20 protein-coding genes and 2 pseudogenes are annotated in these 25,476 nt (G+C 74.1%); 13 read left to right on the top strand and 9 right to left on the bottom strand.

The genetic code is table 11. From position 1 onward, the window contains the following. Positions 1-51 precede the first annotated feature (51 nt). From ABT112_RS08240 to ABT112_RS08220, 5 genes are all read left to right on the top strand, one after another. Positions 52-1,188, top strand: coding sequence for a glycosyltransferase family 4 protein (locus ABT112_RS08240; RefSeq protein ID WP_351506890.1), 1,137 nt, complete (start codon positions 52-54; stop codon positions 1,186-1,188). Continuing rightward, positions 1,185-2,372 carry a glycosyltransferase gene (locus ABT112_RS08235; RefSeq protein WP_351506888.1) on the top strand — a complete coding sequence of 396 codons (1,188 nt, stop codon included), beginning with the start codon at positions 1,185-1,187 and terminating at the stop codon, positions 2,370-2,372. Before ABT112_RS08240 ends, ABT112_RS08235 begins: the two co-directional genes overlap by 4 nt. 213 nt (positions 2,373-2,585) lie before the next feature. Further along, a complete protein-coding gene (locus tag ABT112_RS08230; RefSeq protein WP_351506886.1) occupies positions 2,586-4,109 on the top strand; it encodes a hypothetical protein in 1,524 nt (507 codons plus the stop codon). A 46-nt stretch (positions 4,110-4,155) separates the two neighbouring features. After that, entirely contained in the window at positions 4,156-5,136 is a 981-nt protein-coding gene (locus ABT112_RS08225) for a hypothetical protein (protein ID WP_351506884.1), read from the top strand. 49 nt (positions 5,137-5,185) lie between these two features. Further along, complete coding sequence (locus ABT112_RS08220) at positions 5,186-10,006, top strand: hypothetical protein (RefSeq protein WP_351506882.1); 4,821 nt, start codon at positions 5,186-5,188, stop codon at positions 10,004-10,006. Positions 10,007-10,028: 22 nt separating this feature from the next. On the opposite strand, the gene ABT112_RS08215 is transcribed toward ABT112_RS08220, so the two are convergent. The 3 genes from ABT112_RS08215 to ABT112_RS08205 all read right to left on the bottom strand — a co-directional run bounded on the left by ABT112_RS08215 (position 10,029) and on the right by ABT112_RS08205 (position 12,445). Then, the gene (locus tag ABT112_RS08215) at positions 10,029-10,664 is read right to left on the bottom strand and encodes a hypothetical protein (protein WP_351506880.1); all 636 of its coding nucleotides are present in this window, start codon (positions 10,662-10,664) and stop codon (positions 10,029-10,031) included. A 16-nt stretch (positions 10,665-10,680) separates the two neighbouring features. Further along, complete coding sequence (locus ABT112_RS08210) at positions 10,681-11,841, bottom strand: L-histidine N(alpha)-methyltransferase (RefSeq protein ID WP_351506878.1); 1,161 nt, start codon at positions 11,839-11,841, stop codon at positions 10,681-10,683. Between the two features lie 124 nt (positions 11,842-11,965). Then, the gene (locus ABT112_RS08205; protein ID WP_351506876.1) at positions 11,966-12,445 is read right to left on the bottom strand and encodes a hypothetical protein; all 480 of its coding nucleotides are present in this window, start codon (positions 12,443-12,445) and stop codon (positions 11,966-11,968) included. A 402-nt stretch (positions 12,446-12,847) separates the two neighbouring features. On the opposite strand from ABT112_RS08205, the gene ABT112_RS08200 reads away from it, so the two are divergent. The 3 genes from ABT112_RS08200 to ABT112_RS08190 are packed head-to-tail and all read left to right on the top strand — an operon-like array spanning position 12,848 to position 16,306. Beyond that, positions 12,848-15,424, top strand: a complete 2,577-nt coding sequence (locus ABT112_RS08200) for a nitrate- and nitrite sensing domain-containing protein (protein WP_351506874.1) — start codon at positions 12,848-12,850, stop codon at positions 15,422-15,424. Continuing rightward, positions 15,421-15,861, top strand: coding sequence for a roadblock/LC7 domain-containing protein (locus ABT112_RS08195; protein ID WP_351506873.1), 441 nt, complete (start codon positions 15,421-15,423; stop codon positions 15,859-15,861). Before ABT112_RS08200 ends, ABT112_RS08195 begins: the two co-directional genes overlap by 4 nt. A 31-nt stretch (positions 15,862-15,892) precedes the next feature. Next, positions 15,893-16,306, top strand: a complete 414-nt coding sequence (locus ABT112_RS08190; RefSeq protein ID WP_351506872.1) for a DUF742 domain-containing protein — start codon at positions 15,893-15,895, stop codon at positions 16,304-16,306. Between the two features lie 214 nt (positions 16,307-16,520). On the opposite strand, the pseudogene ABT112_RS08185 reads toward ABT112_RS08190, so the two are convergent. Together ABT112_RS08185 and ABT112_RS08180 are read right to left on the bottom strand one after the other, a co-directional pair. Further along, positions 16,521-16,766: pseudogene (locus tag ABT112_RS08185) on the bottom strand (glycoside hydrolase); the annotation flags it as partial. Positions 16,767-16,779: 13 nt separating this feature from the next. Then, a complete protein-coding gene (locus ABT112_RS08180) occupies positions 16,780-18,024 on the bottom strand; it encodes an RNA-guided endonuclease InsQ/TnpB family protein (protein ID WP_351506870.1) in 1,245 nt (414 codons plus the stop codon). A gap of 26 nt (positions 18,025-18,050) precedes the next feature. Between ABT112_RS08180 and tnpA the strand changes: the two are divergent. Then, positions 18,051-18,469 (top strand): annotated as a pseudogene (gene tnpA, locus ABT112_RS08175) (IS200/IS605 family transposase). On the opposite strand, the gene ABT112_RS08170 reads toward tnpA, so the two are convergent. From ABT112_RS08170 to ABT112_RS08155, 4 genes are all read right to left on the bottom strand, one after another. Continuing rightward, positions 18,438-18,734: a hypothetical protein gene (locus tag ABT112_RS08170; protein WP_502975288.1), complete on the bottom strand. Its 297-nt coding sequence runs from the start codon at positions 18,732-18,734 to the stop codon at positions 18,438-18,440. The pseudogene tnpA and the gene ABT112_RS08170 overlap by 32 nt on opposite strands. Before the next feature lie 65 nt (positions 18,735-18,799). Then, positions 18,800-19,342 (bottom strand): hypothetical protein, encoded by a 543-nt coding sequence (locus ABT112_RS08165; protein WP_351506868.1) that lies wholly within the window; start codon positions 19,340-19,342, stop codon positions 18,800-18,802. Then, positions 19,339-20,784 carry an ATP-binding protein gene (locus tag ABT112_RS08160; RefSeq protein WP_351506866.1) on the bottom strand — a complete coding sequence of 482 codons (1,446 nt, stop codon included), beginning with the start codon at positions 20,782-20,784 and terminating at the stop codon, positions 19,339-19,341. Before ABT112_RS08160 ends, ABT112_RS08165 begins: the two co-directional genes overlap by 4 nt. Beyond that, entirely contained in the window at positions 20,781-21,470 is a 690-nt protein-coding gene (locus tag ABT112_RS08155) for a response regulator (protein ID WP_351506864.1), read from the bottom strand. The genes ABT112_RS08160 and ABT112_RS08155 overlap by 4 nt, the downstream gene beginning before the upstream one ends. A 134-nt stretch (positions 21,471-21,604) precedes the next feature. Between ABT112_RS08155 and ABT112_RS08150 the strand changes: the two genes are divergently transcribed. The 4 genes from ABT112_RS08150 to ABT112_RS08135 are packed head-to-tail and all read left to right on the top strand — an operon-like array spanning position 21,605 to position 25,444. After that, positions 21,605-22,288, top strand: coding sequence for a hypothetical protein (locus ABT112_RS08150; protein WP_351506862.1), 684 nt, complete (start codon positions 21,605-21,607; stop codon positions 22,286-22,288). After that, positions 22,285-23,361, top strand: a complete 1,077-nt coding sequence (locus tag ABT112_RS08145; RefSeq protein WP_351506860.1) for a peptidoglycan-binding protein — start codon at positions 22,285-22,287, stop codon at positions 23,359-23,361. The genes ABT112_RS08150 and ABT112_RS08145 overlap by 4 nt, the downstream gene beginning before the upstream one ends. Then, a complete protein-coding gene (locus tag ABT112_RS08140; RefSeq protein WP_351506858.1) occupies positions 23,358-24,251 on the top strand; it encodes an ABC transporter ATP-binding protein in 894 nt (297 codons plus the stop codon). Before ABT112_RS08145 ends, ABT112_RS08140 begins: the two co-directional genes overlap by 4 nt. Beyond that, positions 24,248-25,444 carry an ABC transporter permease gene (locus ABT112_RS08135; RefSeq protein WP_351506856.1) on the top strand — a complete coding sequence of 399 codons (1,197 nt, stop codon included), beginning with the start codon at positions 24,248-24,250 and terminating at the stop codon, positions 25,442-25,444. Before ABT112_RS08140 ends, ABT112_RS08135 begins: the two co-directional genes overlap by 4 nt. Positions 25,445-25,476: the final 32 nt, after the last annotated feature.

The raw sequence follows: 25,476 nt of genomic DNA, 5'->3' as shown, positions 1-25,476 counted from the left end.
CGGACAGGTCCCCGTGGCCGGGGGCACGTCCCGGCGGCCGACAACACCCGTATGCGTGTCGTCATCGTCACCGAGTCCTTTCCCCCCGACGTCAACGGCGTGGCCCACTGCGCCCTGCAGACCGCCCGGCACCTCGTCCGGCGCGGCCACGACCCCCTGGTGATCGCACCGGCCGGGCCGCACGACGGCCCGGCCGTCGCCGACATCTCCGCCGCCGATCCCTGCCCGGTGGTCCGGGTGCCCTCGCTGCCGCTCCCCGGCTACCCCCAGGTGCGGGTGGCGCTGCCCAGCCGGCGGGTCGCCGCCTCGCTGGCCGCGCACCGCGCCGATCTCGTGCACCTGGCCGGACCCTTCGTCCTCGGGGTCCGCGGCATGACCGCCGCCGCACGACTCGGCATCCCCGCCGTCGCCGTCTACCAGACGGACCTCGGCGGCTACGCCCGCACCTACGTCGGCGCCGGCGAGAACGCCGCATGGCGGCGGATACGCTCCGTGCACGCCGCCGCCGACCGCACCCTCGCCCCCTCCTCGGCCGCCGTCCGCGACCTCGTGGAACACGGCGTTCCGCGGGTGCGGCTCTGGCCCCGGGGCGTGGACACCGAGCGGTTCCGCCCCGCGCTGCGCGACCCCGGACTGCGCCGTTCCCTCGCTCCGGGCGGCGAACTGCTCGTCGGCTACGTCGGCCGCCTCGCGCCCGAGAAGCAGGTGGACCTGCTGGCGGGGACCGCCCTGCTCCCGGGGGTGCGGCTGGTCGTCGTCGGGGACGGCCCCAGCGCCCCGGGACTCCGTGCGGCGCTGCCCGGGGCCCGCTTCCTCGGCCGTCGCACCGGCAGTGAACTCGCCCGCATCTTCGCCTCGCTGGACCTGTTCGTGCACACCGGGCCGTACGAGACGTTCTGCCAGACCGTGCAGGAGGCGATGGCCAGCGGGGTGCCGGTGGTGGCGCCGGCGGCGGGCGGGCCCCTCGACCTGGTCGATCACGGCCGCACGGGCCTGCTCGTACCGCCGCGGGACGCCGCCGCCCTGACCCGCGCCGTCCGGTCCCTGCTGGCCGACCCGGAGCGGCGGGCCCGGTTCGGGCGGGCCGGCCGCGCGGCCGTGGCGGAGCGCACCTGGGAGTCGGTCGGCGACCGGCTCCTCGGCCACTACGCCGAGATCCTCACGGCCCGGACGGCGGTGGCGGCATGACCGGCGCCATGACGCGTGAGGGGCCGCTGCGGATCGTCCGGCTGGCCAACTTCGTCACCCCCTCCTCCGGCGGGCTGCGCACCGCGCTGGCCGCACTGGGCGCGGGCTACCGGGCGGCGGGCCATGAGCCCGTTCTGGTCGTCCCCGGTGAGGTGTACCGCGACGAACGGACCGTCCAGGGGCGGGTGATCACGCTTCCGGGCACTCCGCTCCCGGCCACCGGGGGCTACCGGGTGCTGGCCGACCGTCGCCGGACCGCCCGGCTGCTGGAGAGTCTCGCCCCCGACCGGCTGGAGGTCTCGGACCGCACCACCCTGCGCTGGACGGGGGAGTGGGCCCGGCGCGCCCGCGTCCCCGCCGTGATGGTCTCCCACGAGTCGGTGGACGGCGTTCTGGGCACCTGGGGCGTTCCGGACGGCGCGGCCCGGAAGGCGGCGGACCGGCTCAACCGGCGCACCGCGCTGTCCTATTCGCGGGTCGTCTGCACCACCGTGTGGGCGGAGCGCGAGTTCACCAGGATCGGCGCCCGCAATGTCGTGCGCGCCCCCTTGGGGGTCGATCTCGACCGCCGCCGGCCCGGCCTCGGCAGTGCCGCGCTGCGCGCCCGCTGGGCAGCCCCCGGCGAGACGCTGCTCGCCCTCTGCTCCCGGCTGTCCGTCGAGAAGGGGGCGGGTACGGCGCTGGACGCCCTGGCCGCCCTCCGCCGCCGCGGGGAACCGGCCGTGCTGGTGGTCGCCGGGGACGGTCCGCTGCGCTCCCGGCTGGCCGAACGGGCCCGCGCGGAACGGCTCCCCGTCACCTTCCTCGGCCACCTCGCCGACCCCGACGAGGTGGCCGCGCTCCAGGCCACCGCCGACCTCTGCCTCGCCCCCGGACCCGTGGAGACCTTCGGCCTCGCCGCGCTGGAAGCGCTGGCCTGCGGTACTCCGGTGGTGGCGCACGCCGGTTCCGCGCTCCCGGCGATCGTCGGTGCGGGCGGGGCGGTCGCGGCCGGTGACGGCGCGGCGTTCGCCGACGCGGCGCGGGCGCTGCTGGCCCGGCCGGAGGCGGCGCGGCGGGCGGCGGCCCGGGCTCGCGCCGAACGGTTCGGCTGGGCACCGGCCATCGAGGCGTTCCTCGCCGCGCACGGTGCCGAGGTCCTGACGGCGGCCACCCGGCGGCGGCCCCGGGGCGCCGCCGCGTGAGCCGCCCCCTCCGCGGCGTCACGGCCGTGCCGCCCGCGCCGGAAGGTGTCCCGCTTCGCCAGTGAACTCACCGACCCTGCATGAGATGTACTGTTTCATGAGGGATTGATGTGGGATGGGGTGAGCCCAACGGGCCGCACCGGCAGTGCGAACGGGCCCGCCCCATCCGCGCCGTTTCGGTCGTTGTCGGTCCGAGGATCTACTCTGTCCGTCGTGACTTCGCACGCCTCGGAACTCGCTCCGTCCCAGCTCAGCGCGGGGACCCGTGCTGCCCCGGGGCCCGCCGCCGACGAGGGGCTGGCCCGGCGGCTGCGCGCGCTCGCCTGCACCGCGCCGCTGCACGACCTCGACGTGCGCAAGGCCAACCTCGCCGGGGCGTACACGGTCTACGCCATGGCCGAGGTCGCGCTCGCCGCCATCGATCTCGTCACGCTCAACATGGACTTCGACACCGGAGCCGACCACGAGCAGATAGTGGCCAGGCTGCTGCCGCGGGTCGCGGCCCAGGCCCCGGAGCGCCCCGCGGGCGAGCACGAGCGGGTCGCCCGCTGGGTGCTGGAGAACCTCATCAACGTCGGCAGCGTGGACCGCGGATTCCGCGCCGTCTACGGCACGTTCGGCCCGGACGGCGCCTACGTCCGGCGCGACTACGACTTCAAGCTGGTGGAGGAGGTGCCCGGGCCCGGCGGCAGCGTGTACCTGCGCACCACCGACGAAGCGGTCAACGTCCTGGTCGGCGCCCTCGACACCGATGTGACCAGCGCCCAGATCGCCGCCGAGGTGAAGCTGGAGGTGCTGATCAGCCGCGGCCGGCTCGCCGACGCGCAACTCGCCGCCGAACAGGCCCGCTACCGCACGGTCCAGTACGCCGAGACGCTCCGCCGGACCCTCGACGCCACCCGGCGCAACGTCCGCGCCGTCGACTGGCTGCGCACCGTCCCCGACATGATCGCCGAGGCGCTCGACCACGTCGCCGACCGCTACCGCCACGAGAACGCCATCCTCACCAACATCCGCCGCGCCCGCGACGAAGCGGAGGAGCCGGAGCACAAGCGCCGCGCCGCCGAGCTGGTGGACATCGTCAAGGACTGCATCCGCCGCCACACCCAGCTCCAGTCCCGGCTGCTGGAGGCCGGACCGCTGTTCCGCGCCGAGCAGGACCGGCAGGCGTTCGCCGCCCCCGCGGCCCGCGCCGGCCTCGACCTCTACGGGCAGCTGGTGGCCCCCGTGCTGCCCCTGGCGGTCGAGCGGGCGACCCGGGTCACCGACGCCTTCTTCGCCCGCGGCACCGGTCTGCGCACCCCCTCGGCCGTACGCCTCGGCGACCTGGTGGACCTGCTCTTCACCCCGCCCGTCGAACGCGATCACCTGGGCGCCGAGATGCCGGAGCCCGACCTGGTCGCGACGCCCGACGACAGCCGGTTCAGCGAGGAGCAGCTCGCCCGGGCCATGGAACTCCTCGACCTCCCGGCCGACGCCCCGCGGCGCCTCTCCGGGCTGCTCGCCGACGCCCGCCGCCGGGACCCCGAACTCCCGTACCTCGTGGCCCTGCTCGCGGTGCACGCCGCCAGCCCACCGGTCGGCACCGCCTACCGGCAGGGCGAGCAGCGGCTGCTGTTCGCCGTCGACGACGGCACCGACCTCGACGACCCGGAGTTCGGCGGCGCCGACCTCATCGTCGGCACCGCCCTCCTCGACGCGGCCGGGATGGCCGCGGACCGCACGGAGGCGGCGTGACCGTCCCGTCCCCCGACCCCGCCGCCCACCGCAAGGAGCAGCAGCCGTGACCACGTACCGCCCCGACGGCGGCCCGCCCGGCGAGCCCGCCGAGGCCGGAGCCGACTTCACCCGTGGCACGGAGGCCGCGGCCGAGGGGTACCCGCACGCCGGGACGCAGGCCCCCTCCGCGGCCCACGCACCCGCGGCCGGCGCACCGGCGTCCGGTGTCACCCCGGCCGACGCCGCCGACGCCGCGCGGCTCGTCGCCTTCGGGCTCCAGCCCAAGCTGCAGCCCGCCCGCGACGCCGACTACACCGAGCTGCTGCGCCGGCACCGCGACGACCCGGCCTTCGCACGGCTCGCCGACGCCGTCGCCACCGGGCTGGGCCTGGTGGTCCTGGAGGTGTCCACCCGTGCCGGCATGGCCGTGGCCGCCGCCGAGGACTCCGTCTTCGCGGTCCGCATGGGCGACTACGCCCGGCGCGCCTCCTCGGACTCCGCCGACCGGTTCCTGCACGGGCTCGCGCACCTCGCGGTCGCCGCCATGGCCTTCCCCCGCCCCGAGGACCTCGCCGACGACGGCTACATCGGCCGGATCACCGTCAACGGCGTCGAGGCCTTCGTCCGCCAGGCCTGCCGCCGCCTGGAGGAGCGCGCCGACGAGCAGGGCGAGAATACCGACCCCACCAGCGGCGCACCCGGCCTGGAGGCCGCCTGGCGCGTCTACGCCCGGCGCAGCGCCACCGGGGCCACCAAGGACGCGCGCCGGCTCGCCGGTTCGACCACCGGCATCGTCGGCAAGGCCGTCGCCTTCCTCACCGACTCGGGCTTCCTGCAGCGCACGGGGGACGACGCCGGCGGCGCCTACCGCACCACCGCCCGCTACCAGTTGCAGGTCCGCGACCTCGCGGGCAGCGCGGCCATGGCCGAGCTCCTGGAGCTCGGCGTGGTCCCGCTGAGCGACGGCACCGCCACCCTGCTCCCGCCGGACGACACCGACGACCTCGACCTCGTGGCCGACGCGGGCCTGCCGTTCCACTCCTGACCGCTCCACGCCACCCCACCACCCACCAGCACACCAACGAGAGTCCGCCATGTACGAGCTGTCCCGGGTCCGCCTCTACTCCATCGGGCCTGCCGGTGCGCGCTACGCCGACACCATGCTCGACCTGCGCGGTGTCGGCGAGCCGGTGAGCCGGCCGGCACCCACCCAGGCGGACTTCTTCGAGGACGAGCCCACCGGCCCGCCGCGCCGCCCGGCCCCCGCGGGCGTGCTCTTCCTGGAGAACGGCGGCGGCAAGTCCGTCCTCCTCAAGCTCATCTTCTCGGTCATGCTGCCCGGCCACCGCAACACCCTCGGCGGCGCCAGCTCCGGTGTGCTGCGGAAGTTCCTGCTGGCGGACGACTGCGGGCACGTGGCCCTGGAGTGGCAGCACACGGTCACCGGCGAGTCCGTGGTCGTCGGCAAGGTCAGCGAGTGGCGGGGCCGCCAGGTCTCGAACGACCCGCGGAAGTTCGCCGAGGCCTGGTACTCCTTCCGGCCCGGCCCCGGGATGAGCCTGGACTCGCTGCCGGTCGCCGAGTCCGCGACGGTGCGCGCCCCGGCCGAGGGCGCCTCCGGGGCCCGCGGCCGGCGGCGCACGATGAAGGGCTTCCGGGACGCCGTCACCGAGGCCGGCAAGGCGTACCCCAACCTGGACGTCGTCTGGGAGGAGATCCACGAACGCTGGAACGAGCACCTCGGTGACCTCGGCCTGGACCCGGAACTCTTCCGCTACCAGCGGGAGATGAACGCCGACGAGGGCGAGGCGGCGGGCCTCTTCGCCGTCAAGAACGACTCGGACTTCACCGATCTGCTGCTGCGTGCCGTCACCGACACCCGCGACACCGACGGGCTCGCCGACCTCGTCCACGGCTTCGCGCACAAGCTCGGCCGGCGCGCCGAGCTGATGGCCGAACGGGACTTCACCGCCGGCTCCGTGGACCTGCTCGGCCGTATCGTCGACGCCACCGCGGAACGCGAGCGGGCCCGCGAGGTGCACACCGGCGCCGAGCGCCGCACCCGGACGCTCGCCCGCCGGCTCTCCGTCCGGGCCCGCCTGGAGCGGGGCCGCGCCGCGGACCTCACCCGGCAGGTCACCGCCGCCGCGCAGACCGTCGCGGACGCCGAGGAGGCCCGCGCCCACAGCTCACTCATCGGGGCCGAACTCGCCTACCGGCACGCCTCGCTGGCCCTGGCCGCCGCGGAGAAGGCCGCGGCCGCCCAGCGCCGCGAGCTCGGCGACGCCCGCACCCTGCTCTCCGCCTGGCAGGCCGCCGAGGCGGTGCTCCGCCACCGGGCCGCCGCCGACCGCTCCGCCCGGGTGGCCGTCGCGATCCGGGAGGCCGAGCGGGACGCCGCGCCCGCGCTCGCCGCCCGCGCGACGGCCGCCGCCGACCTGGTACGCGCCCTGCAGGCCGCCGCGGAGGACGGCGAACGGCTCGCCCAGGAGGAGGAAGAGCGCTCCGCCGCCCTCCAGGAGGCGGGGGAGGCGGCACACCGCGACGCCACGGCCGCCGCCACCGGCGCCCAGCGCGCCCGCAGCGAGACCGAGCACCTGCGCCAGCGGCTCGCCGAGGTCGAACAGGAGACCGCGGAGGCCGTCCGGGCCGGCTGGCTCGACGACACCACGCCGGACGCCGACCCGGCCCGGGCCGCGCTGGCCGCCAGCGATGCCGAGAAGACCGCGGTCGCCGCCTGGGAGACGGCCCGCGCGACCGCCGGGAGCACCGCCGAGCGGGCCAAGGACACCGCGGCGGCGGAGTCCCGCGCCGAACTCGCCGCCGCCCGCGCCGTGGACGCGGCCCAGGCCGCCGAGTCCCGCTACGACGCCGAGCGCCGCCAGGCGGAGTCCATCGGCGCCGACCCGCGGCTGGCCGAACTGCTCAGCCTGCCGCACGTCTCGGTGCCCGGCATCCCCCGGCCCCGCCGGGGCACGCCCGCCCCCGGGGAGGGGCATCCGGGTGCCGCGGCGGACCCGTCGGCCGGCGCCGGCGAGTCCGGCGATGACGGAGCCCCGGCCGGTCCGCTCACCGCCGAGGACGTGGACCGCGGCGCCGACGGCCTCCGCGCGATGCTGGAGGAGAACATCTCCTCCGCCGAGCGGCAGCTCTTCGACCTGCGCACCGCCGCCGCGGACGACGCCCGGATCCTCGGGGCGCTCGGCGACGGCGGGCTGCTCCCGCCGGGGCCCGACGTCCTGGCCGCGGTGGAGTTCCTCGGCGAACACGGCATTCCGGCGCTCCCCGGCTGGCGTTACCTCGCCCAGGCCGTCGACCCCGCCGACCACGCCACCGTGCTCGCGGCCCGCCCCGAACTCGTCGACGGCGTCGTGATCACCGACCCCGCCACCCACGCCCGCGCCCGCGACGTGCTCGCCGGGGCGGCGCTGCTGCCCCGGTCCACCGTCGCCGTCGGCACCGCGGCCGCCCTGCTGGCGCCCGCCCCCGCGCCCGGTGCGGACAGCGGCTCCGAGGTGTTCCTGGTCCCGCCCAACCCGGCCATGCACGACGAGCGCGCCGCCGACGACGAACGGCAGGCGCTGCGGGGCCGCGCGACGGCCCGCGAGGAGGAGATCCGGCAGCTCGCCGCCCGGCTCTCCGGCGACCGCGCGCTGGCCGCCCGGATCGCCTCCTGGCGCACCGGCTGCCCGGCCGGCCGGCTGGCCGAACTCGCCGAGGCCGCCCGCACCGCACAGGAGGCCGCCGACACCGCCCGCCACGGGCTGGCCACGGCCCGGGCAGCCCGTACCGAGGCGGACGAAGCCGCCGCCGAGGCGGCCCGGATCCGGGACGAACGGCAGGAGGCCGCCCAGCGCGCCCGCCGCGCCGCCGACATCCTCGCCGGGCTGGCGCACCGGCTCCGGGAGCGGGCCGGCTGGCAGAGCCGGGTCCGTGAACTCACCGAGGAGGCGGCCGAGGCCGAGGCCCGGGCCACCGCCTGTCTGGACCGGGCCCGCGCGGCCGACGAGGACCGCCGCGCCGCCCAGCGCGCCGCCGACGACGCCCGGCGCACCGCCCGTGCCCTGCGCGCCGAGCGGGCCGAGATCGCCGGCGCCCCCGACGACATCGGCGAGGACGACGCGCAGCCGCGGGCCGCGCTGCCCGCGCTGCGCGAGGCGTACCGCGCGGCCTCCCAGCTCTACGAGAAGGTCGGCGTCGGCGCCGACCTCCGCGCCGAACAGGCCCGGGCCGAGAGCGACGAGAGCGCCGCTCGCGCCGAACTCGACCGGCTCACCAACAAGGTGCGCACCCGCGCCGCCCAGCTCCTGGAGGGCACCGACGGGGCCGACGGCCCCTCCCGCCAGGCCGCCGCGGCCCGCGCCGAGTCGCTCGTCCAGAAGCTGGAGTCGCGCGCCTCGTCCGCCAGTGAGCAGCTGGGGCGGCTGCGGGGCGAGGCCGAACGCCTCGCGCCCGAGGACGGTCAGGCCCACACCGAACTGCCCGAGGAGCGGGTGCCGGCCGACGCCGAGCAGGCCCAGACCCTGCTGCGCACCGCCACCGGCGAACTCGCCGCCCGGACCGACGCCTGGGAGACGGCCCGGGCCCGCCACACCGAACTCCTGCACGCCCACCGGACGGCCGAGGACGCCACCGGCGGCTTCGAGGAGACCGCCGCGCTGCTGCGGGACCTCCTCCGCGACCCGGTGCCCACCGCCGACCAGGGGGACGGCGCCGAGCAGGAGCCCGAGGCGTACCCCGGCGGGCTCGACGAGGCCCGGCAGGCCGCCGCCGAGGCCCGCCGCTCGCTGCGCGGCTGCGCCACCGATCTCTCGGCCGCCGACTCGACCGTGCGGGAGGCCTCGGACGTCCTCGTCCGGCACGCCAACTCCAGCCGCTACGAACAGGTCCGCACCCCGGCCCGGCAGCAGATCCGGGAGCTGCCGGCCTCGGCGCTGCCCGAGCACGCGGCGGCCTGGGCCGACGCGTTCGCGCCCCGGCTGCGGGTCCTCACCGACGAGCTGGCGCAGCTGGAGCGCAACCGCGACAGCATCGTCGACCGGCTCCGCGGGCTCGTGGAGTCCTCGCTGGCCACGCTCCGTTCGGCGCAGCGGCTCTCCCGGCTCCCGGAGGGCCTGGGGGAGTGGTCGGGCCAGGAGTTCCTGCGCATCCGGTTCGACGACCCGGACCACGCCACGCTCACCGAGCGGCTCGGCGAGGTCATCGACGAGGCGACCCGGGCCGCCGTGCGGAAGAACTCCGACCTGCGCCGGGACGGCATGTCGCTGCTGCTGCGCGGGGTCGCCGCGGCCCTGCAGCCCCGCGGCATCGCCGTCGAGATCCTCAAGCCCGACGCGGTGCTGCGCGCCGAGCGGGTGCCGGTGGGGCAGATGGGCGACGTGTTCTCCGGCGGACAGCTGCTCACCGCGGCCATCGCCCTGTACTGCACCATGGCGGCGCTGCGCAGCAACGACCGCGGGCGGGACCGGCACCGGCACGCGGGCACGCTGTTCCTGGACAACCCGATCGGCCGGGCCAACGCCACCTACCTGCTGGAGCTGCAGCGGGCCGTGGCCGACGCGCTCGGGGTCCAGCTGCTCTACACCACCGGCCTGTTCGACACCACGGCCCTCGCCGAGTTCCCGCTCGTCATCCGGCTGCGGAACGACGCGGACCTGCGGGCCGGGCTGAAGTACATCAGCGTGGAGGAGCATCTGCGCCCCGGTCTGCCGCAGCAGAACGCGGGGGAGGAGACGGTGCACGGGGAGATCACCGCGACCCGGATGTACAAGCGCCCGGCGGCCCAGGGGACTACTGCACCGGCCCAGGAGGCACCCGCTGCACACGAGAACCCCGCTGCCCAGGAGACCGGCGCTGCCCAGGAGACCGGTGCCGCTCAGGAGACCGGTGCCGCTCAGGAGGCACCGGCGGAGTGAGGACGGTCCGTCCGGCGCCGGTTCAGTCCTCGGCGCCGGACGCCGCGGGCAGCTCCCGCAGGCGCTCGGCCACGCCGTCCTCCCGCCCGTACCGCCGCCGCAGCAGCTCCTCGATCCGGTCGCGGATGGCCCGGGCCCGGTGCAGATGGCCGTTCTCCCGGCGCAGGTCGCGGTCCACGCGCAGCAGTTCGGCGCTGTTGGCCTCCACGACGAAGCTCCGCAGCTCGGCGAGGTCCAGCCGGCGGTTGAGCTCGTGGACGGTGTCGCGCCACTCGTGCAGCAGGCCCACCAGCTCGGTGTGGCCGGGGTCGGCCAGGACCCCCGAGACCAGCGCGGCATCCGTCGCCGAGAGCACCGGGCGCGGGAAGACCCGGTGCACCGGACGCGCGGGGTCGAGCGGCCCGAACCGCGGGTCGGCCAGGATCCCGGTGTTCTTCACCAGTTCGTCGGTGACCGCGTCCAGGGCCTGCCGCTCCCGCTCCTGGGCCGCCGCCCGGCGCTCGGCGAACACCCCGCTGATGGCGGCCAGCAGCGCCAGCGTCTGGATCAGCGGCTCCCACTTCTGCCGGAACGGCGCGGCTGCCAGCCAGCTCACGCAGACCCCCAGGGCGAGCGCGAGCGCGCCGAAGGTCAGCACCGACCAGCCGGACCGCCGCATCGGACGGAGCGCCACCTCAGCCGAACGGGTTCGGGGCCGGCGGCCGGTGCGATCCGTTCGGGGCGGGAGGAGGACCGGCCTGGAGCAGCACCAGATCCATCCCGAAACCCGGCTCCCCGATCGCCGCGTTGAACCCGGAGCGGGTGCGCCCCACCTCCACGGCCCCGGCGTCCGCGAGCATCTTCTCCAGCCCGGCCGGTGAGTACTTCCGGGTGATCAGCAGCCGGATGGTGTCCTCGTCCGGGAACTCGATGCTGCTGCGGTCCGGGAGGGTGAGCCGCAGCTGGCCGCCCGTGCGGTTCCGGTAGACCACCTTCACCAGCAGCGAGCGGTCCTCCTCCACGACCGCGCCGAAGGACACGCTGTCCATGTCGATCCGCAGGTCCGTGTACTGCATGACGGCACTGGTCACGAATTCGCCGAAGCGCGGGCTCGCCCGGTACTCGCGTGCCGCCGCCCGGGCGCCGGCCTCGTCCAGCTGCTCGGTGCTGGCCACTTCCAGCATGAAGCGGTCCTGCGGGCGCAGCAGCTGCCCGATCAGCAGGGCCAGCAGCGCGGTGTCGTCCTCGAAGTTGGCGAGGGTGTTGCCCAGCAGGGAGTAGACCACCGGCTCCTCGCCCACCAGCCGCTCCACCAGCCGGCGCAGTCCCAGGACGTTCCGGGCGGAGGAGAAGTCGAGCTGGACGGGGACCACGCTGCCCGCCGGGATGTCCAGGTTGCGCAGCGCCTCCCGCTGGCCGAGCCGCAGCATCTCCGGGCTGACGTCCACGGGTATGTAGCGGAGTTCGGGGTGGCCGCGGCGCAGCCGCTCCAGCACGGCGTGGTCCTTGTGGCCGGTGCCGGTGCCCAGGCTCACGTAGTGGTAGCGCCGTCCCTCCAGCGCGGTGCCGATCCGCTGCCACCGGCGGGTGAAGGACTCGATGCTCTCCCGCATCACCGGATAGAAGAGGTCGGAGCAGGCGTGCACCCACGCCACGGTCGACTCCACGCCCCAGTACGAGAAGCCGGAGGAGATGCGCTTCCCGTCGCCCGTGCGCGAGAACGGTGCCCGCAGCTCCCCCGTCAACTGGGAGAACTTCTGGGACTGGTCCTCGCCCACCATGCACAGGGTCCAGGAGAATCCCGGATCGGTGAGCGCTCCTTCGAGCCGCTGGACTGCCGGTTCCCGCAAGGCCATGGACGGCGCACCCCCCGCTGTGTGGTCCGACCTGTGTCATCGCTACGGGCGGTGCGGTCACGGCCGTTGCCGCGCGCACCGTCCGTGTCCGAACCTACACGGTCGTGCCCGGTGAGGGGATGGATCAGGCCTGCGAGAGCCGTCGGTCGGCGGGCCGGGACCGGGACTTGGCGGCCGTGCGGGCCGCGCGCCGGGCACGGCGCCGCTCGCGCCGCAGCGCCCGTGCCGTACTGCTGGGCGCGGAGACCACGCCGTACCGCTGGTTCCACACCTGCCGGGTCACCCAGACATCCACGACGCTCCAGGTGGCGACGACGGTGCCGCCCACCGTGGCGAGCACGGCGGGGAAGGCGAACCACGACCCGGCCAGGGTGCAGAGAAACGCGATCATGGCCAGAATCAGGGTGACCGAGCCGATGATGACCGCCCGCACCGCGGACGTCCGGACCGGGTCGGGGAGCCGGGGCCGGGGCGCGGATTCCACCGTCCACAGCGGACGGTGGCCGCCGTCCTGCCGGGCCTCGGCGGCAGTGGTGCGATGCGGCGCTTCACCGGAGGGCCCGGCGGTGTGCGCGGACGCTGGGCGACGTCGTTCGGTGTCCATCTGACCTTCACTCCCCCCACGTGGCGGACTGCTCGACGGCCGGGTGCGAGGTTCCCCGGCTCCGGGGCGAGTGCCCGGCAGACGCCGTTCGAAAAGCGGGGTGATCGGGAAATCCCGTCCCATCCCCACTCAGGATCACGAACGCCGGAGGCGGGAGGTTCCACCGAGGCGGAACTTTTCAGCCAAATACCCGGTCGAACTGTGGCGATCCCCCTGGGTGGTATGAGCCACAGCGAGGGCGGTGATGTCCGGGAATCGCCCGGACAACTGCGGACGCAATGCCTGCGCGTACAGCCATGAGCGTACGGACTGGTCTTCGAGTTGTCCCCGTCCAGTAGTAGGCTCGCGCCGTTTATTGACGGAACACCACCCCCGCGAAGCGGGGTTGACATAGGGGAGGCCATGCGCTTTCGCGGGAAGTCCATCCGCAGGAAGATCGTGGGGCTGCTTCTGGTACCGCTGGTGTCCCTCACCTCCATCTGGTCCTTCGCCGTGGTCATCACCGGCCGGGAGGCGCAGCGGCTGCTGGACTTCGCCGCACTCGTGGAGTCGGTCGGCTATCCGGCCGAGAGCACCGTCCACATGCTCCAGGAGGAGCGCCGTCAGGCCCTGGTCCACCTCGCCGACCCCCGCAGCTCGGACGGGCTGGCCCGGCTGCACCGCCGGGAACGCGCCACCGACGCCGTGGTGGAGCGGCTGCGCGAGAGCGCCGCCGACGAGGAGATGCACGACGACGGACAGGCGGACGAGCAGCTCACCACCCTCCTGGACGGCCTGGACGGCCTCGACTCCCTGCGCGGCAAGGTCGAGGAGGGCACGGTCTCCCGCAACTACGCGTTCGCCGCGTACAACGCGCTGATCGACCCCACCTACGACTTCCTCGCCGCCGTGCACGCGCTCGAGGACGTCCAGATGGACAAGCAGGCCCGCGCGCTGATCGGCGTCACCCGCGCCCGCGAGGCCGTCTCCCGCGAGGACGCGCTGTTCGCCTCCGCGCTGGCCGCCGGCCATCTCAGCCGCCACGATCTGCGGCTCTTCTCCGACCGGGTCGCCGACCGCAAGCTGCTGTACTCCACCAGCCTGCCGGTGCTCCCCGCCGAGGAGAGCGCCGTCTACACGAAGTACTGGAACAGCCCCGACACCGTCGATCTGCGGTCCGCCGAGGAGCGGATCCTCTCCGCGGGGCCCGGCCGGGCCGCCCTGGACACCACCGACGCCGCACGCTGGCAGGCCGCCGCCGGCACGGTCCTCGGCGACCTCGACCGGATGAACACCGCCGCCGGACACCGCTATCAGGACCGGGTCGAACCCGTCGCCCTCGGCGTGCTCGTCAAGGCCGGTGTCGCGGGCGTCCTGGGATTCGCCGCCGTCCTGGTCTCCCTCGTCGTCTCCGTCCGCATCGGCCGCAGCCTGGTCCGCGACCTGACCCGGCTGCGCAAGGAGGCCCACGAGGCCTCCGGCGTACGGCTGCCGAGCGTGATGCGCCGGCTGGCCGCCGGGGAGCAGATCGACGTGGAGACCGAGGCGCCCCGCCTGGAGTACGGCCCCGACGAGACGGGCCAGGTCGGCCAGGCCCTCAACACCCTCCAGCGGGCCGCCGTGGAGGCCGCCGTCAAACAGGCGGAGCTGCGCCGCGGCGTCTCCGAGGTCTTCGTCAACCTGGCCCGCCGCAGCCAGGTCCTGCTGCACCGGCAGCTCAGCCTCCTCGACACCATGGAACGCCGCACCGAGGACACCGACGAGCTGGCCGACCTCTTCCGGCTCGACCACCTGACCACCCGGATGCGGCGGCACGCCGAGGGCCTGGTGATCCTCTCCGGAGCGGCGCCGTCCCGGCAGTGGCGCAAGCCCGTCCAGCTGATGGACGTCGTCCGCGCGGCCGTCGCCGAGGTGGAGGACTACGAACGCGTCGAGGTCCGGCGGCTGCCGCGGCTCGCCGTCACCGGGCCCGCCGTCGCCGACCTCACCCATCTGGTGGCCGAACTCCTGGAGAACGCCACGGTGTTCTCGCCGCCGCACACCGCGGTCCAGGTGCACGGGGAGCGAGTGGCGAACGGCTTCACCCTGGAGATCCACGACCGTGGCCTCGGGATGACCGCCGAAGCCCTGCTCGACGCCAATCTGCGGCTCGCCGAGACCCCCGAGTTCGAGCTCTCCGACACCGACCGGCTCGGCCTGTTCGTGGTCAGCAGGCTCGCCCGCCGCCAAGGGGTCCGGGTGTCGCTGCAGACCTCTCCGTACGGCGGCACCACCGCCGTCGTCTTCATCCCCGCCCCGCTGCTCACCGACCCGGCCACCGACGGCGGCGGCCCGGACGCCGCCGGCCGGACCGGCGACCGGGAGGCGGCGGGCAGCCGGGTGGTGGCGCTGGCCACGGCCCCGGTGTCGCTGCCGCCGGCCCGGCGGGGGCAGACGCCGGTCCTCGACGGACCGGTCGAACTCGAGGCGCCGCTGGGGTCCCTGGAGGAGGACGAGGACGGAGTGCTCTTCCGCCCGGGCCCGGCCGCCGAGGAGGAGCACCAGCAGGCCCGCGACAACGGCTCCGACGACCACCGGGCCGCCCCCGGCCGGTCCGTGGAGCCGCAGCACGGCCGGGCCCCCCTGCCCCGCCGCCGCTCACCCGTCCTGGTCTCCGACCGCGGCCGGCGGGTGGAGGGGCGGGGCGAGCGCGGGACCGCCCGGCCGGAGGAGAGGACGCGCCCCGAGACGGCGGACGGTACCGGGCAGGCCGGGGGAGGACTGCCCCGCCGGGTGCGGCAGGCCAGCCTCGCCCCGCAGCTTCGGACCGTCCCCCCGCCGCGGGGCGGCAAGGACGACGCGCCCGCCGGTACCGAACCCGAGCGGGACGCCGAGGAAGTGAGGGCCAGGATGGCCTCGCTTCAGCGGGGGTGGCAGCGGGGCCGTGCGCAGAACGGCGAGTACACGGCCCCCGCCGAGGACGCAGCACCAGGAACGAGAACTGAGGGAGACGGTCGATGACCGCACCGAACGCCACGGCACACAACGGTTCGAGCGGCGGGGCAGGTGAGCTCAACTGGCTTCTCGACGAACTCGTCGGACGCGTGCGCAGCATCCGCAAGGCGCTGGTGCTGTCCAGTGACGGCCTGGCCACGGGCTCGTCCCAGGACCTCACCCGCGAGGACGGCGAGCACCTGGCCGCGGTCGCGTCCGGCTTCCACAGCCTCGCCAAGGGAGTGGGCCGCCACTTCGACGCGGGCCGGGTGCGGCAGACCGTGGTGGAACTGGACGACGCGTTCCTGTTCGTGACCGCCGCCGGGGACGGCAGCTGCCTGGCGGTGCTGGCCGATGCCGACTCCGACGTCGGCCAGGTGGCGTACGAGATGACACTGATGGTGAAGCGTGTGGGCGTGCACCTGGGCAGCGCCCCGAGGTCCGGTCCCGGCGCCGGAGGGTGACGGGACGTCATGAGCGGAGACGGGGGGTCTCATGAACGGAGAGAGTCAGGACGCGGCACGGTGGTACGACGACGCGGCGGGACCGGTCGTCCGGCCCTACGCCATGACCCGCGGCCGTACCCGCGGCGGGACCGATGACCTGGACCTGATCGCCGTGGTGGTCCTGCAGTGCAGTGCGCAGGACCCGGACGGCAGCGCGTCGGCCGAGGCCGCGGACCGGACGCTGTCGCCCGAACACCTCGACATCGTCGACCGGTGCCGGGAGGAGCCGCAGTCCGTCGCGGAGCTGGCGACCGGACTCGACCTCCCGGTCGGGGTGGTCCGGGTGTTCATCGGCGACCTGATCGACGCAGATCTGGTCCGGATCTCCCGTCCGGTGCCTCCCGCGGACCTCCCCGACGAGGAGATCCTGCGCGAGGTGATCACCGGGCTCCGGGCGCTCTGAGCACTGCCCGTCGGTCCGCGGCGGCCGGTCCCGGCCGGTCCCGGCCGCCACGGACCGGGGGACGACGCCGGCGTGGCCTCCTCCGGTGACGAGGGCGCGCCGCCGCTCGGTGCGCGGACGCCGGCCCCGCGCACGCGCCGGTCGGTGAGGCCTCCGCCGGGCCGGCCGGTCGGCGCACGGGTCTTCAGCGCACGGGTTTTCACCGCAGAGGTCTTCAGCGCACCGGCCGGCACAGCAGCGCGTCCGGCGTCCCCCGGGACCCCACGCGGGTGGTGAACGCGATCCCGGCCGCGTACTCACCGGATCCGCACTGGCCCTTGTACCGGCCGTGCGCGAACTCCCCGCCCCCGGCGTCCTCCGGACGGTTGTCGCCGCGGTCGAACCACACGGTGCGGCCGTTCCCCGGCCGGGCGCCCGCCGCCGTGCACAGGGCCGCGGACACCGTCGCGCCACGGACGCTTTGACGTGCTCCCTTAAAGTCCAGGGATTCCGGCCGGGGTCGGTTGGCCCTTCCGGGGGCTTCCTGCTTCACGGCGCTGTGCGGGCAGGTGTGCCCGTCTTACCGGCGCTCCACAGGCGTTTGGCGTCTCCACCCGTCCGGTGGCGACGATGCGGCGTCCTTCGGTCAGGACGTTGGATGCTGCGTTGTGGTCGCGGTCATGTGTGGTGCCGCACTGGCTGCAGGTCCAGTCGCGGATGTGGAGGGGTTTGGGGCCGTCTCTGAATCCGCAGGCCGAGCAGAGTTGGGAGGAGGGGAAGGCCCGGTCCACTTTGGTGAAGGTGCGGCCGTGTTTGGTGGCCTTGTATTCCAGCATGCCGACGAAGGAGGACCAGCCTGCGTCGTGCACGGACTTGGCGAGCCGGGTGCGCCCGAGAGCGGACACCGCGAGGTCTTCCACGTACACCGCTTGGTTGTCGCGGATGATCTGTGTGGATGCCTTGTGGTGGAAGTCCCGGCGCCGGTCGGTCACCCGTGCGTGCTGGCGTGCGACCTTGATCCGGGCCTTGGCCCGGTTCCTCGATCCCTTCGCCTTGCGGGACAGCTCCCGCTGGAGGCGCTTGAGCTTCTTCTCCGCCCGGCGCAGGAAGCGCGGGGCAGCGATCTTCGTCCCGTCGGAGAGGACGGCGAAGGCGGACAGGCCGAGGTCGATACCGGTGTCGGTCTGCGCCTCGGGGAGGATGTCGGGCTCGGTGTCCACGACGAAGCTGAGGAAGTAGCGGCCCGAGCTGTCCAGGGTGACGGTCAGGGAGGTGGGCGGGGCCGGAAGCCGGCGCGACCACCTGACCTTGAGGTTGCCGACCTTGGCCACGTACACCGTGCCGTTGGCCTGGAGGGAGAAGGCGTTGGTGTTCAGGCGGATCGACTGCCGGGTGTCCTTCTTCGACTTGTACCGCGGCGGCCCGACCTTCCGCCCCTGCCGCTTGCCCTTGACCGAATCGAAGAAATTCCGGTACGCCGTGTCGAGGTCCCGCAGGGACTGTTGCAGGACGACCGCTGACACCTCGGCGAGCCAGGCACGCTCGGCGGTGCGTTTGGCCTGGGTGATGCGACGCCGGGACAGCTCCGCCGATGTCACATACGGTAGCCCCGCGGCATGCGCTTCCCTGCGGTCGCGCAGGCAGTCGTTCCACACCACCCGCGCGCACCCGAACGCCTTCGCCAGCGCACGGCGCTGGGAGGCGTCCGGGTAGGCCCGGTAGTTGTAGCGGAGCTGCATACCGCGACGCTACTACGATTGGTCTCATGGATCAGGTGAATGACTACAGGCGTGGCAGACATGTGGTTTCGGCGATGCACGTTCACTTGGTCTTTGTGACCAAGTCTCGGCGTGGAGTGTTCGACGATGAGATGCTGGCGCGCTGCGAAGAGGTCATGCGGAAGGTGTGTGCGGACTTCGAGGCGGAGCTGACGGAGTTCAACGGTGAACGCGATCACGTCCACCTCCTGATCAACCACCCACCCAAGGCGGCCGTCTCGAAGCTGGTCAACAGCCTCAAAGGCGTCTCCGCCCGCCAGATCCGCCAACAGTTCACCGGGCGGATCAACCGCGCCATCATGCACGGTCACCTGTGGTCACCCTCGTACTTCGCCGCATCGCGGGCGGAGCACCGTTGGCGGTCATCCTGAACGTCAGGGCAGCCTTGCATTCAGCCCCGGCGTGACCGCCGGGGCTGAGCCCTGGTAACCCGTCAGCCACTGCCCCGCCGGACACTGGAGTTTGGTGTACCCCGTGGCCCAGTCCCCGCCCGGCTCGACTTGGAGTTCATCGCGGATCACCTCGTACCCGCCGCCCGAGGGAGCGCCGTCGCGTGTGGCGGTGTCCGTGCACAGGCCCCGGGCGCCGGCGTGGCTCAGTCCGATGAGCCGCTGGCCGTCCGGGCACGCCGCCTTGCGCGCCCCGTGGTCACCGTCGCCCGCTGCGCGCATCGGCAGCGACTGGTCGAAGTCACCGCCTCACTCACCGAGGGACGGGGAACAGCGGTACGGCCCGATCACTCGCCGAGGAACTGGGAGCAGCGGTACGGCCCGACCGGCGCGCCGTGGTCCGGCCGGAGCGTGACCTGGACATCGTCGGGGCGGACCCGCTTGTCGAGGAGCGACTGCGCCCGGGCGAGCGAACAGACGAGCTGCCCGGTCCCCATGCTCTTCGGGTCGATCTCCTCGGTCTCCGCCAGCGAGAGCACCACCCGGCCGCCGTCCGCCGTCGCGGAGTACGCGAGGTCCCGCGGCACCAGATTGGTCAGCCCGGTCCGCTGTTCCTCCTCCGTCGGGCCGGCCGCGAGGAGCTTCAGCGGATCCCCGACACTGCGCAGTTCCGTCTCCGGACGGGGGACCCCGCGCAGGCCCTGATCGGAGGCGAAGTACACCCGCATGCCCCGGGTGAGGCCGGTGGCGGGTTCGCCCGCGTCGATGACACCGGTCGGCTGGATACCGCAGCCCGCGAGCACCAGCAGCAGGGGAGCGAGGGAACCGATCCGGCGCCTCGTGACCGAGGAGGTCCGGCGCAGGGCGGAGACGGCGGCCGGGCGGCTCATTCGGCGTCCTCCGCGGGGTGGGTGGGCAGCCACAGGGTGAACAGCGCACCGCCGCCCGGCCGGTCCCCGACCTCCAGGGTGCCGCCGTGCAGCCGGGCGTTCTCCAGGGCGATGGCCATGCCGAGTCCGCTGCCTTCCGATCGGGTGCGGGCCGTGTCGGCCTTGTAGAAGCGGTCGAACACCTGCCGGCGCACCTCCGGGGGGAGGCCGGGGCCGTGGTCGGAGACCTCGACGGTCAGCCCGTCCGCCGTCGCCGCCAGGACGACGGCGACGGGCGGCGCGCCGTGCCGCAGCGCATTGCCGACCAGGTTGGCGACGACGACGTCGATCCGGCGCCGGTCGATGCGGGCCCGCAGCCCCGGCGGCAGCTCGGCCCGCACCGTGTCCGTCCAGCCGCGCACCGCCAGCGTGGCCCGGACCGTCTCGCCCACATCGGTGTCCCCGAGGTTGAGGGCGGCGCCACCGGCGTCGAAGCGCGAGATCTCGATGAGATCGTCCACCAGCCGCGCCAGTTTGGCGGTCTCCGCGCTGACCGCACGGGCGGCCTGGGTGGTGTCCGGGGGCAGCCGCTCGGCGTCCTCGTCGAGGACGCTGGAGACGATGGTCATCGCGGCGAGCGGGGTGCGCAGCTCATGGGAGACATCGGCGACGAAGCGCTTGGCCTTCGCCTCCTGGTCGCGCAGCTCGGCGACGGACGACTGCAGGGCGGCGGCCGTCTCGTTGAACGTCCGTGCCAGGCGGGAGAGCTCGTCCCGCCCCTTCACCGCCACCCGGGCCCCCAGCTCGCCGTGCGCCAGGTCGCGGGTCGCGAGTCCCAGCTTCCGTACCGGCCGCAGCACGGTGCCGGCGGCGGCCAGGGCCAGCAGGACCGCGAGGCCCACCACCGGGACGACACCGGCCCGTACGGTACTCAGCAGCGCCTCGGTGTCCGCCTGCTCGTCGGCGAGCGACATGATCGTGAACACCTCCACACCGGAGGAGAGGCCGTTCTCGGCGAAGGTGACCGGAGTGCCGATGACCAGCCAGGGCTCCCCCTGCGCCGCCACGCGCTGGAAGGCGAGCCGGTTCGTGGACCGGACGGTGGAGCGCAGCCCGCTGGATATCCGGGTGCGGTCGGCGAGCCGGTCGGAGGTGACCTCCAGGTTGCGGTAGCGGGCGACGACGACCGCGGACTGGAGCCGGGTGGAGACCTCCCCGGCGAAGCGGGTCAGCGAGTCCCGGTCGGGCGGTACGTCGGTCTCGGCGGCCACGTCGCCGACGCGGGAGCGGAAGTCCTGCAAGGCGGACGTCTGCGCCCGGTCGAGGACGGAGGTGCGGGCCTCCCGGTAGGCGAGCGCGGTCGAGGTGACCGCACTGATCAGGGCCACGAGGACAAAGGCGGTCACGAGCCGGCCGCGCAGTCCGCCGACCCCGTTCACCAGCCGTCGCAGCAGCGGCCTCACAGCGGACCGAATCGGTAGCCGAAGCCACGCACCGTCTGGATGTACCGCGGTCTGGCGGCGACGGTCTCTATCTTGGCGCGCAGCCGGCCGACCGCCGCGTCGACCAGCCGGGAGTCCCCCAGGAAGTCGTGCTCCCAGACGAGTTCGAGCAGCTGCTCCCGGCTGAAGACCCGGCCGGGAGCGGCCGAGAGCTCCAGCAGCAGCCGCAGTTCGGTGGGCGGGAGCCGCAGGGGGGTGCCGTTCCTGGTGACGGTCAGCCCGGAGCGGTCGATGACCAGCCCCTCGTACGTCTCCACGGGGTCGGTGCGCGGCGCGGGTTCCGCCCGGCGCAGCGCCGCCCGGATCCGGGCCTCCAGCACCCGTGCCGTGACGGGCTTGACCACGTAGTCGTCGGCGCCCGCCTCCAGGCCGCTCACCACGTCGAGATCGTCGCCGCGCGCTGTCAGCATGATGATCGGCATCGTGCTCCGCGCGCGGATGCGACGGCACACCTCGAAACCGTCCAGGCCCGGCAGCATCAGATCCAGCACCACGATCTCGATCCCGCCGCCGTCCCGGTGCGCGAGAAGGCCGAGGCCTTCCTCGCCGGTGCCCGCCGCGTCGACCCGGTGGCCGTGGCGGCGCAGCACCAGCTCCATCCCGTCGCGTACGGAACGGTCGTCCTCGATGAGCAGCACATGGGGCATGCGAACGATTATGCTTGAGAGTTTGCCCAGGTCAACGGGGGTTCCGAAGGCCGTCAGGGGAGCGGCGGGCATTGTTACGTTCTCATCATGAGGCCATCGAGTGCTCACCATGTGCCGCTTGGAGAGTTCTGGTCATGAGCACACAGACCACCGTCCGTACCTCCCGTTCTCTCCGCCTCGCGGCCGTGATCGCCGTCCCCGTCATGCTCTTCTCGTCGGCCTGCGGGGGCGGTGGGGAGAAGGAGATCCGCGACGAGGGTGTCGCCTCCGCCGGTGACGCTCCGGCCGGCTCCGGCTCCGGCTCCGGCTCCGGCTCCGATTCCGGCTCGGGCTCCGGCTCCGGGACGGCCGGGAGCGGCGCCAAGGCAGGCAAGTCGGCGTTCTACGACGCGCAGCTGAAGTACACGCAGTGCATGCGCAAGGAGGGCATGAGCGAATGGCCCGACCCCAAGCTGAGCGGCTACGCGGACTGGCCGAGGATCGAGAAGATCCAGGAGGACGCCTCGAAGCAGGATGGCCAGAAGAAGTACCAGGCGGCGGCCAAGGACTGCGCCGACCCCATGCGGAAGGCCATGGAGCTCGAACCGAAGGTGGACAAGCAGAAGGTCTACGAGTCGATGCTCGCGCACGCCCAGTGCATGCGCAGCCACGGCGTCTCCAAGTTCGCCAACCCGAAGATGAACTCCGCCGGCAATGTCGAGGGCGGCGGTGACCCCAACCCGGTCTCCCCGGAGATCGACCAGGACTCGCCCTCGTACCAGCGCGCCCGCACCGCGTGTGAGAGCAAGCTCATCGACGCCGCCGCGGGGCAGCAGTGAAGCGCAGCACCGTGTGGATCCTGCTCGCCGCCGCGACCGTCGCAGCGGCGGGCGGGTCCGGCTGGGCGCTGCTGGGAGACGGCGGCGAGGCCTCAGCGAACTCCGCGAACCCCCGCAGGCCACCCGCCACCACCGAGATCACCCGTGCGGACCTCGTCAAGAGCAAGACCCTCGACGGCCGGCTCGACTACGCCGGGCGCCGCCCCCTCAAGGCCGCGGTGGAGGGCACGGTCACCAAGGCCGCCGAGAAGGGCGCAACCGTCCGGATGGGACAGCGGCTGTACGAGATCGACGCCCGGCCCGTCATCCTGTTGTACGGCTCGACGCCCATGTTCCGGGGCATGAAGGTGGGCACCCTCGGCCCGGACGTGCTCCAACTGGAGCGCAACCTCCGCGATCTGGGCTTCGGAGCCGGCATCGTCATCGACAACAAGTACGACAACGCCACCAAGGCGGCCGTCAAATCCTGGCAGCGCTCGCTCGGCAACAGCGCACCCGACGGCAAGGTCGGCCAGGGCGACGTCGTCTTCCAGCCGCGGCAGGTGCGGGTGGTCTCCGCGGACGCCGCCGTCGCCGACCGGGTCGGCCCCGAGAAGCCGGTGCTGACCATCGCCTCGAGCACGCCGGTCGTCCGCGTGAGCCTCGACGACACCGATCAGGAACTGGCGAAGAAGGGCACCAAGGCAGAGATCGAGCTGCCCGACGGAAAGCGGATCACGGGCCGGGTCTCCGGCACGGTCCGGCCGGAGGACGCCGGATCCGAGGGGGACTCCGGCGAGGAGAGCACCGACGGCCTGCAGGTGGAGATCGGACTCGACAAGAAGGACGAGGTCTCCGGAGGCCGGTCGGGCACCCTCAGCGTCACCTTCGTCCAGGAGAGCGCCGAGAACGTCCTCACCGTGCCCGTCGAGGCCGTCGTGGCCCTGCGGGAGGGCGGCTACGGACTGGAGACCGTCCGCGGCCGGACCACGAGAACGGTGCGCGTGGAGACCGGCATGACCGCCGACGGCCGGATCGAGGTCTCCGGCGACGGCCTGGCGGAGGGCCTGACCGTGGGGACGGCGAAGCCATGACCGCGAGCACCACCCCGGTGATCGAACTGCGCGGGGCCGGAAAGTCCTACCCCGGAGGCGTCCACGCCCTGCGCGGCGTGGACCTCCGGGTGGACCGGGGCGAACTGGTCGCCATCGTCGGCCCGTCCGGCTCCGGCAAGTCGACCCTGCTGAACCTGATCGGCACCCTCGACCGGGTGAGCGAGGGCGAGGTACGGGTCGCCGGATACGACGTGGGCGCCCTCTCCGACACCAGGCTCTCCGCGCTGCGCGCCCGCCACATCGGCTTCGTCTTCCAGCACTTCCACCTGGCACCCGGCCGGGACGCGGTCGACAACGTCGCGGACGGACTGCTCTACGCGGGGGTGCCGGTGAAGGAGCGCCGCGCCCGTGCCCGCAGCGCCCTGGAACGGGTCCGGCTGGGCCACCGGCTGGACCACCGGCCCAACGAGCTCTCCGGAGGCGAGAAGCAGCGGGTCGCCATCGCCCGTGCCCTGGTCGGAGACCCCGACCTGCTGCTGGCGGACGAGCCGACCGGCGCGCTCGACTCCGCCTCCGGCGAGGTCGTCATGGAGCTGCTGCACGAGCTGAACGCCGCCGGAACCACCATCTGCGTCATCACCCACGACAACGAGATCGCCGACTCGCTGCACCGGCGCGTCCGGTTCCGCGACGGCGAGATCGTCTCCGACTCCCGAACGGCCTCCGGAGCCGCTGCTGCCGCGGATACGGATTCCGGGCGGGGGACCGGCCCCGACTCCGGTACGGGCTCCGACTCCGGCCTCGACTCCGACTCCGGCACCGGCTCCGCTTCCCGTACCGGCCCGGAGCACGGCACCGATCCCGGACCCCGTACCGACCCCGGCGCCAACCCTCGTACCGGCCCCACCCCGGAGGTGCCCGCGTCATGAGCTCCCGCAGTCTCAGGCCCTCCCGGCTCTCCGCCGCCGACATCCTGCGGACCGGGGCCGTCGGTCTGCGCGCCCGGCGAGCCCGGGTGGTGCTCTCCGCACTCGGTATCGCGATCGGGATCGCCACCATGGTGGCGGTCGTCGGCCTCTCCACCTCCAGCCGTGCCCACCTGATGGCCCAGCTCGACCGGCTCGGCACCAACCTCCTCACCGCCGAGGCGAACGAGGCACCCGACGGCGGTCCGGCGAAGCTGCCCAGGAACGCCGTGGCGATGGTCGAGCGGATCGGCCCGGTGCAGCAGGCCACCGCCACCGGGCAGATCAGCGCCCAGGTCCGGCGCAGCGACGCCGTCCCCCTGGACTACGCCGCCGGTGTCGGCACCCAGGCCGCCCGCCCCGATCTGCTGCGCACCCTGGGCGCCCGGGTGGGGGAGGGCCGGTGGCTGGACCGGGCGGGCGAGCGGCTGCCCGTGGTCGTCCTCGGCCCGGTCGCCGCGGACCGGCTCGGCGTCACCGGCCCCGGCGAGAAGATCATGATCAAGGACACCTGGTTCGTGGTCACCGGCATCCTCGAACCGGTCGAGCTGGTGCCGGCCCTGGACCGGGTCGCGCTGGTCGGATATCCGGCGGCGGAGAGGTACCTCGGCTTCGACGGCCACCCCACGACCATCTTCGAGCGGTCCTCGGACGACTCGGTGGAGGACGTGCAGGGCGTCCTCGCCCGCTCGGTCGATCCGGGGCACCCGGGCTCGGTCAGTGTCTCCCGGCCCTCCGACGCACTCGCCGCCAAGGCCACCACGGACGAGGGACTCACTGCGCTGATGCTCGGCCTGGGGGCGGTCGCCCTGCTGGTCGGTGGCGTGGGCGTGGCCAACACCATGGTGATCTCGGTGCTGGAGCGCCGTCAGGAGATCGGTCTGCGGCGGGCGATCGGCGCGACCCGGGGTGCCATCCGTACCCAGTTCCTCACCGAGTCACTGCTGCTGTCGGCCCTCGGCGGGGTGGCCGGAGCGGCGCTCGGCGCAGCCGCCACCTGGGGTTTCGCCCGCGCCCAGGGCTGGCTCGTGGTGATACCGCCGTGGGCCGTGGCCGGCGGCCTGGGCGCCACCCTCGTCATCGGGGTGATCGCGGGCCTCTACCCGGCGGTACGGGCCTCCCGGCTGCACCCCACGGTGGCGCTCAACGCCACCTGACCTCCGGGACGAACGGCCGGCCCACCCCTCGG

This window comes from Streptomyces sp. NPDC002055 (assembly GCF_040296705.1).
In the GTDB taxonomy this organism is placed as follows: Bacteria; Actinomycetota; Actinomycetes; order Streptomycetales; family Streptomycetaceae; genus Streptomyces.
The sequence above is the reverse complement of the archived record's forward strand: the minus strand, read 5'-3'. Positions and strand labels throughout refer to the sequence as shown.

Bases quoted from the DNA above. Each gene is read 5' to 3' on its own strand.
- ABT112_RS08190 (WP_351506872.1), top strand. From the start codon at position 15,893: ATGAACGGAGAGAGTCAGGACGCGGCACGGTGGTACGACGACGCGGCG.
- ABT112_RS08215 (WP_351506880.1), bottom strand. From the start codon at position 10,664: ATGCGGCGGTCCGGCTGGTCGGTGCTGACCTTCGGCGCGCTCGCGCTC.
- ABT112_RS08170 (WP_502975288.1), bottom strand. From the start codon at position 18,734: ATGCGCGCAGCGGGCGACGGTGACCACGGGGCGCGCAAGGCGGCGTGC.
- ABT112_RS08235 (WP_351506888.1), top strand. From the start codon at position 1,185: ATGACCGGCGCCATGACGCGTGAGGGGCCGCTGCGGATCGTCCGGCTG.
- ABT112_RS08150 (WP_351506862.1), top strand. From the start codon at position 21,605: ATGAGCACACAGACCACCGTCCGTACCTCCCGTTCTCTCCGCCTCGCG.
- ABT112_RS08240 (WP_351506890.1), top strand. From the start codon at position 52: ATGCGTGTCGTCATCGTCACCGAGTCCTTTCCCCCCGACGTCAACGGC.
- ABT112_RS08140 (WP_351506858.1), top strand. From the start codon at position 23,358: ATGACCGCGAGCACCACCCCGGTGATCGAACTGCGCGGGGCCGGAAAG.
- ABT112_RS08220 (WP_351506882.1), top strand. From the start codon at position 5,186: ATGTACGAGCTGTCCCGGGTCCGCCTCTACTCCATCGGGCCTGCCGGT.
- ABT112_RS08135 (WP_351506856.1), top strand. From the start codon at position 24,248: ATGAGCTCCCGCAGTCTCAGGCCCTCCCGGCTCTCCGCCGCCGACATC.
- ABT112_RS08205 (WP_351506876.1), bottom strand. From the start codon at position 12,445: ATGGACACCGAACGACGTCGCCCAGCGTCCGCGCACACCGCCGGGCCC.
- ABT112_RS08180 (WP_351506870.1), bottom strand. From the start codon at position 18,024: ATGCAGCTCCGCTACAACTACCGGGCCTACCCGGACGCCTCCCAGCGC.
- ABT112_RS08210 (WP_351506878.1), bottom strand. From the start codon at position 11,841: ATGGCCTTGCGGGAACCGGCAGTCCAGCGGCTCGAAGGAGCGCTCACC.
- ABT112_RS08195 (WP_351506873.1), top strand. From the start codon at position 15,421: ATGACCGCACCGAACGCCACGGCACACAACGGTTCGAGCGGCGGGGCA.
- ABT112_RS08165 (WP_351506868.1), bottom strand. From the start codon at position 19,342: ATGAGCCGCCCGGCCGCCGTCTCCGCCCTGCGCCGGACCTCCTCGGTC.
- ABT112_RS08155 (WP_351506864.1), bottom strand. From the start codon at position 21,470: ATGCCCCATGTGCTGCTCATCGAGGACGACCGTTCCGTACGCGACGGG.
- ABT112_RS08200 (WP_351506874.1), top strand. From the start codon at position 12,848: ATGCGCTTTCGCGGGAAGTCCATCCGCAGGAAGATCGTGGGGCTGCTT.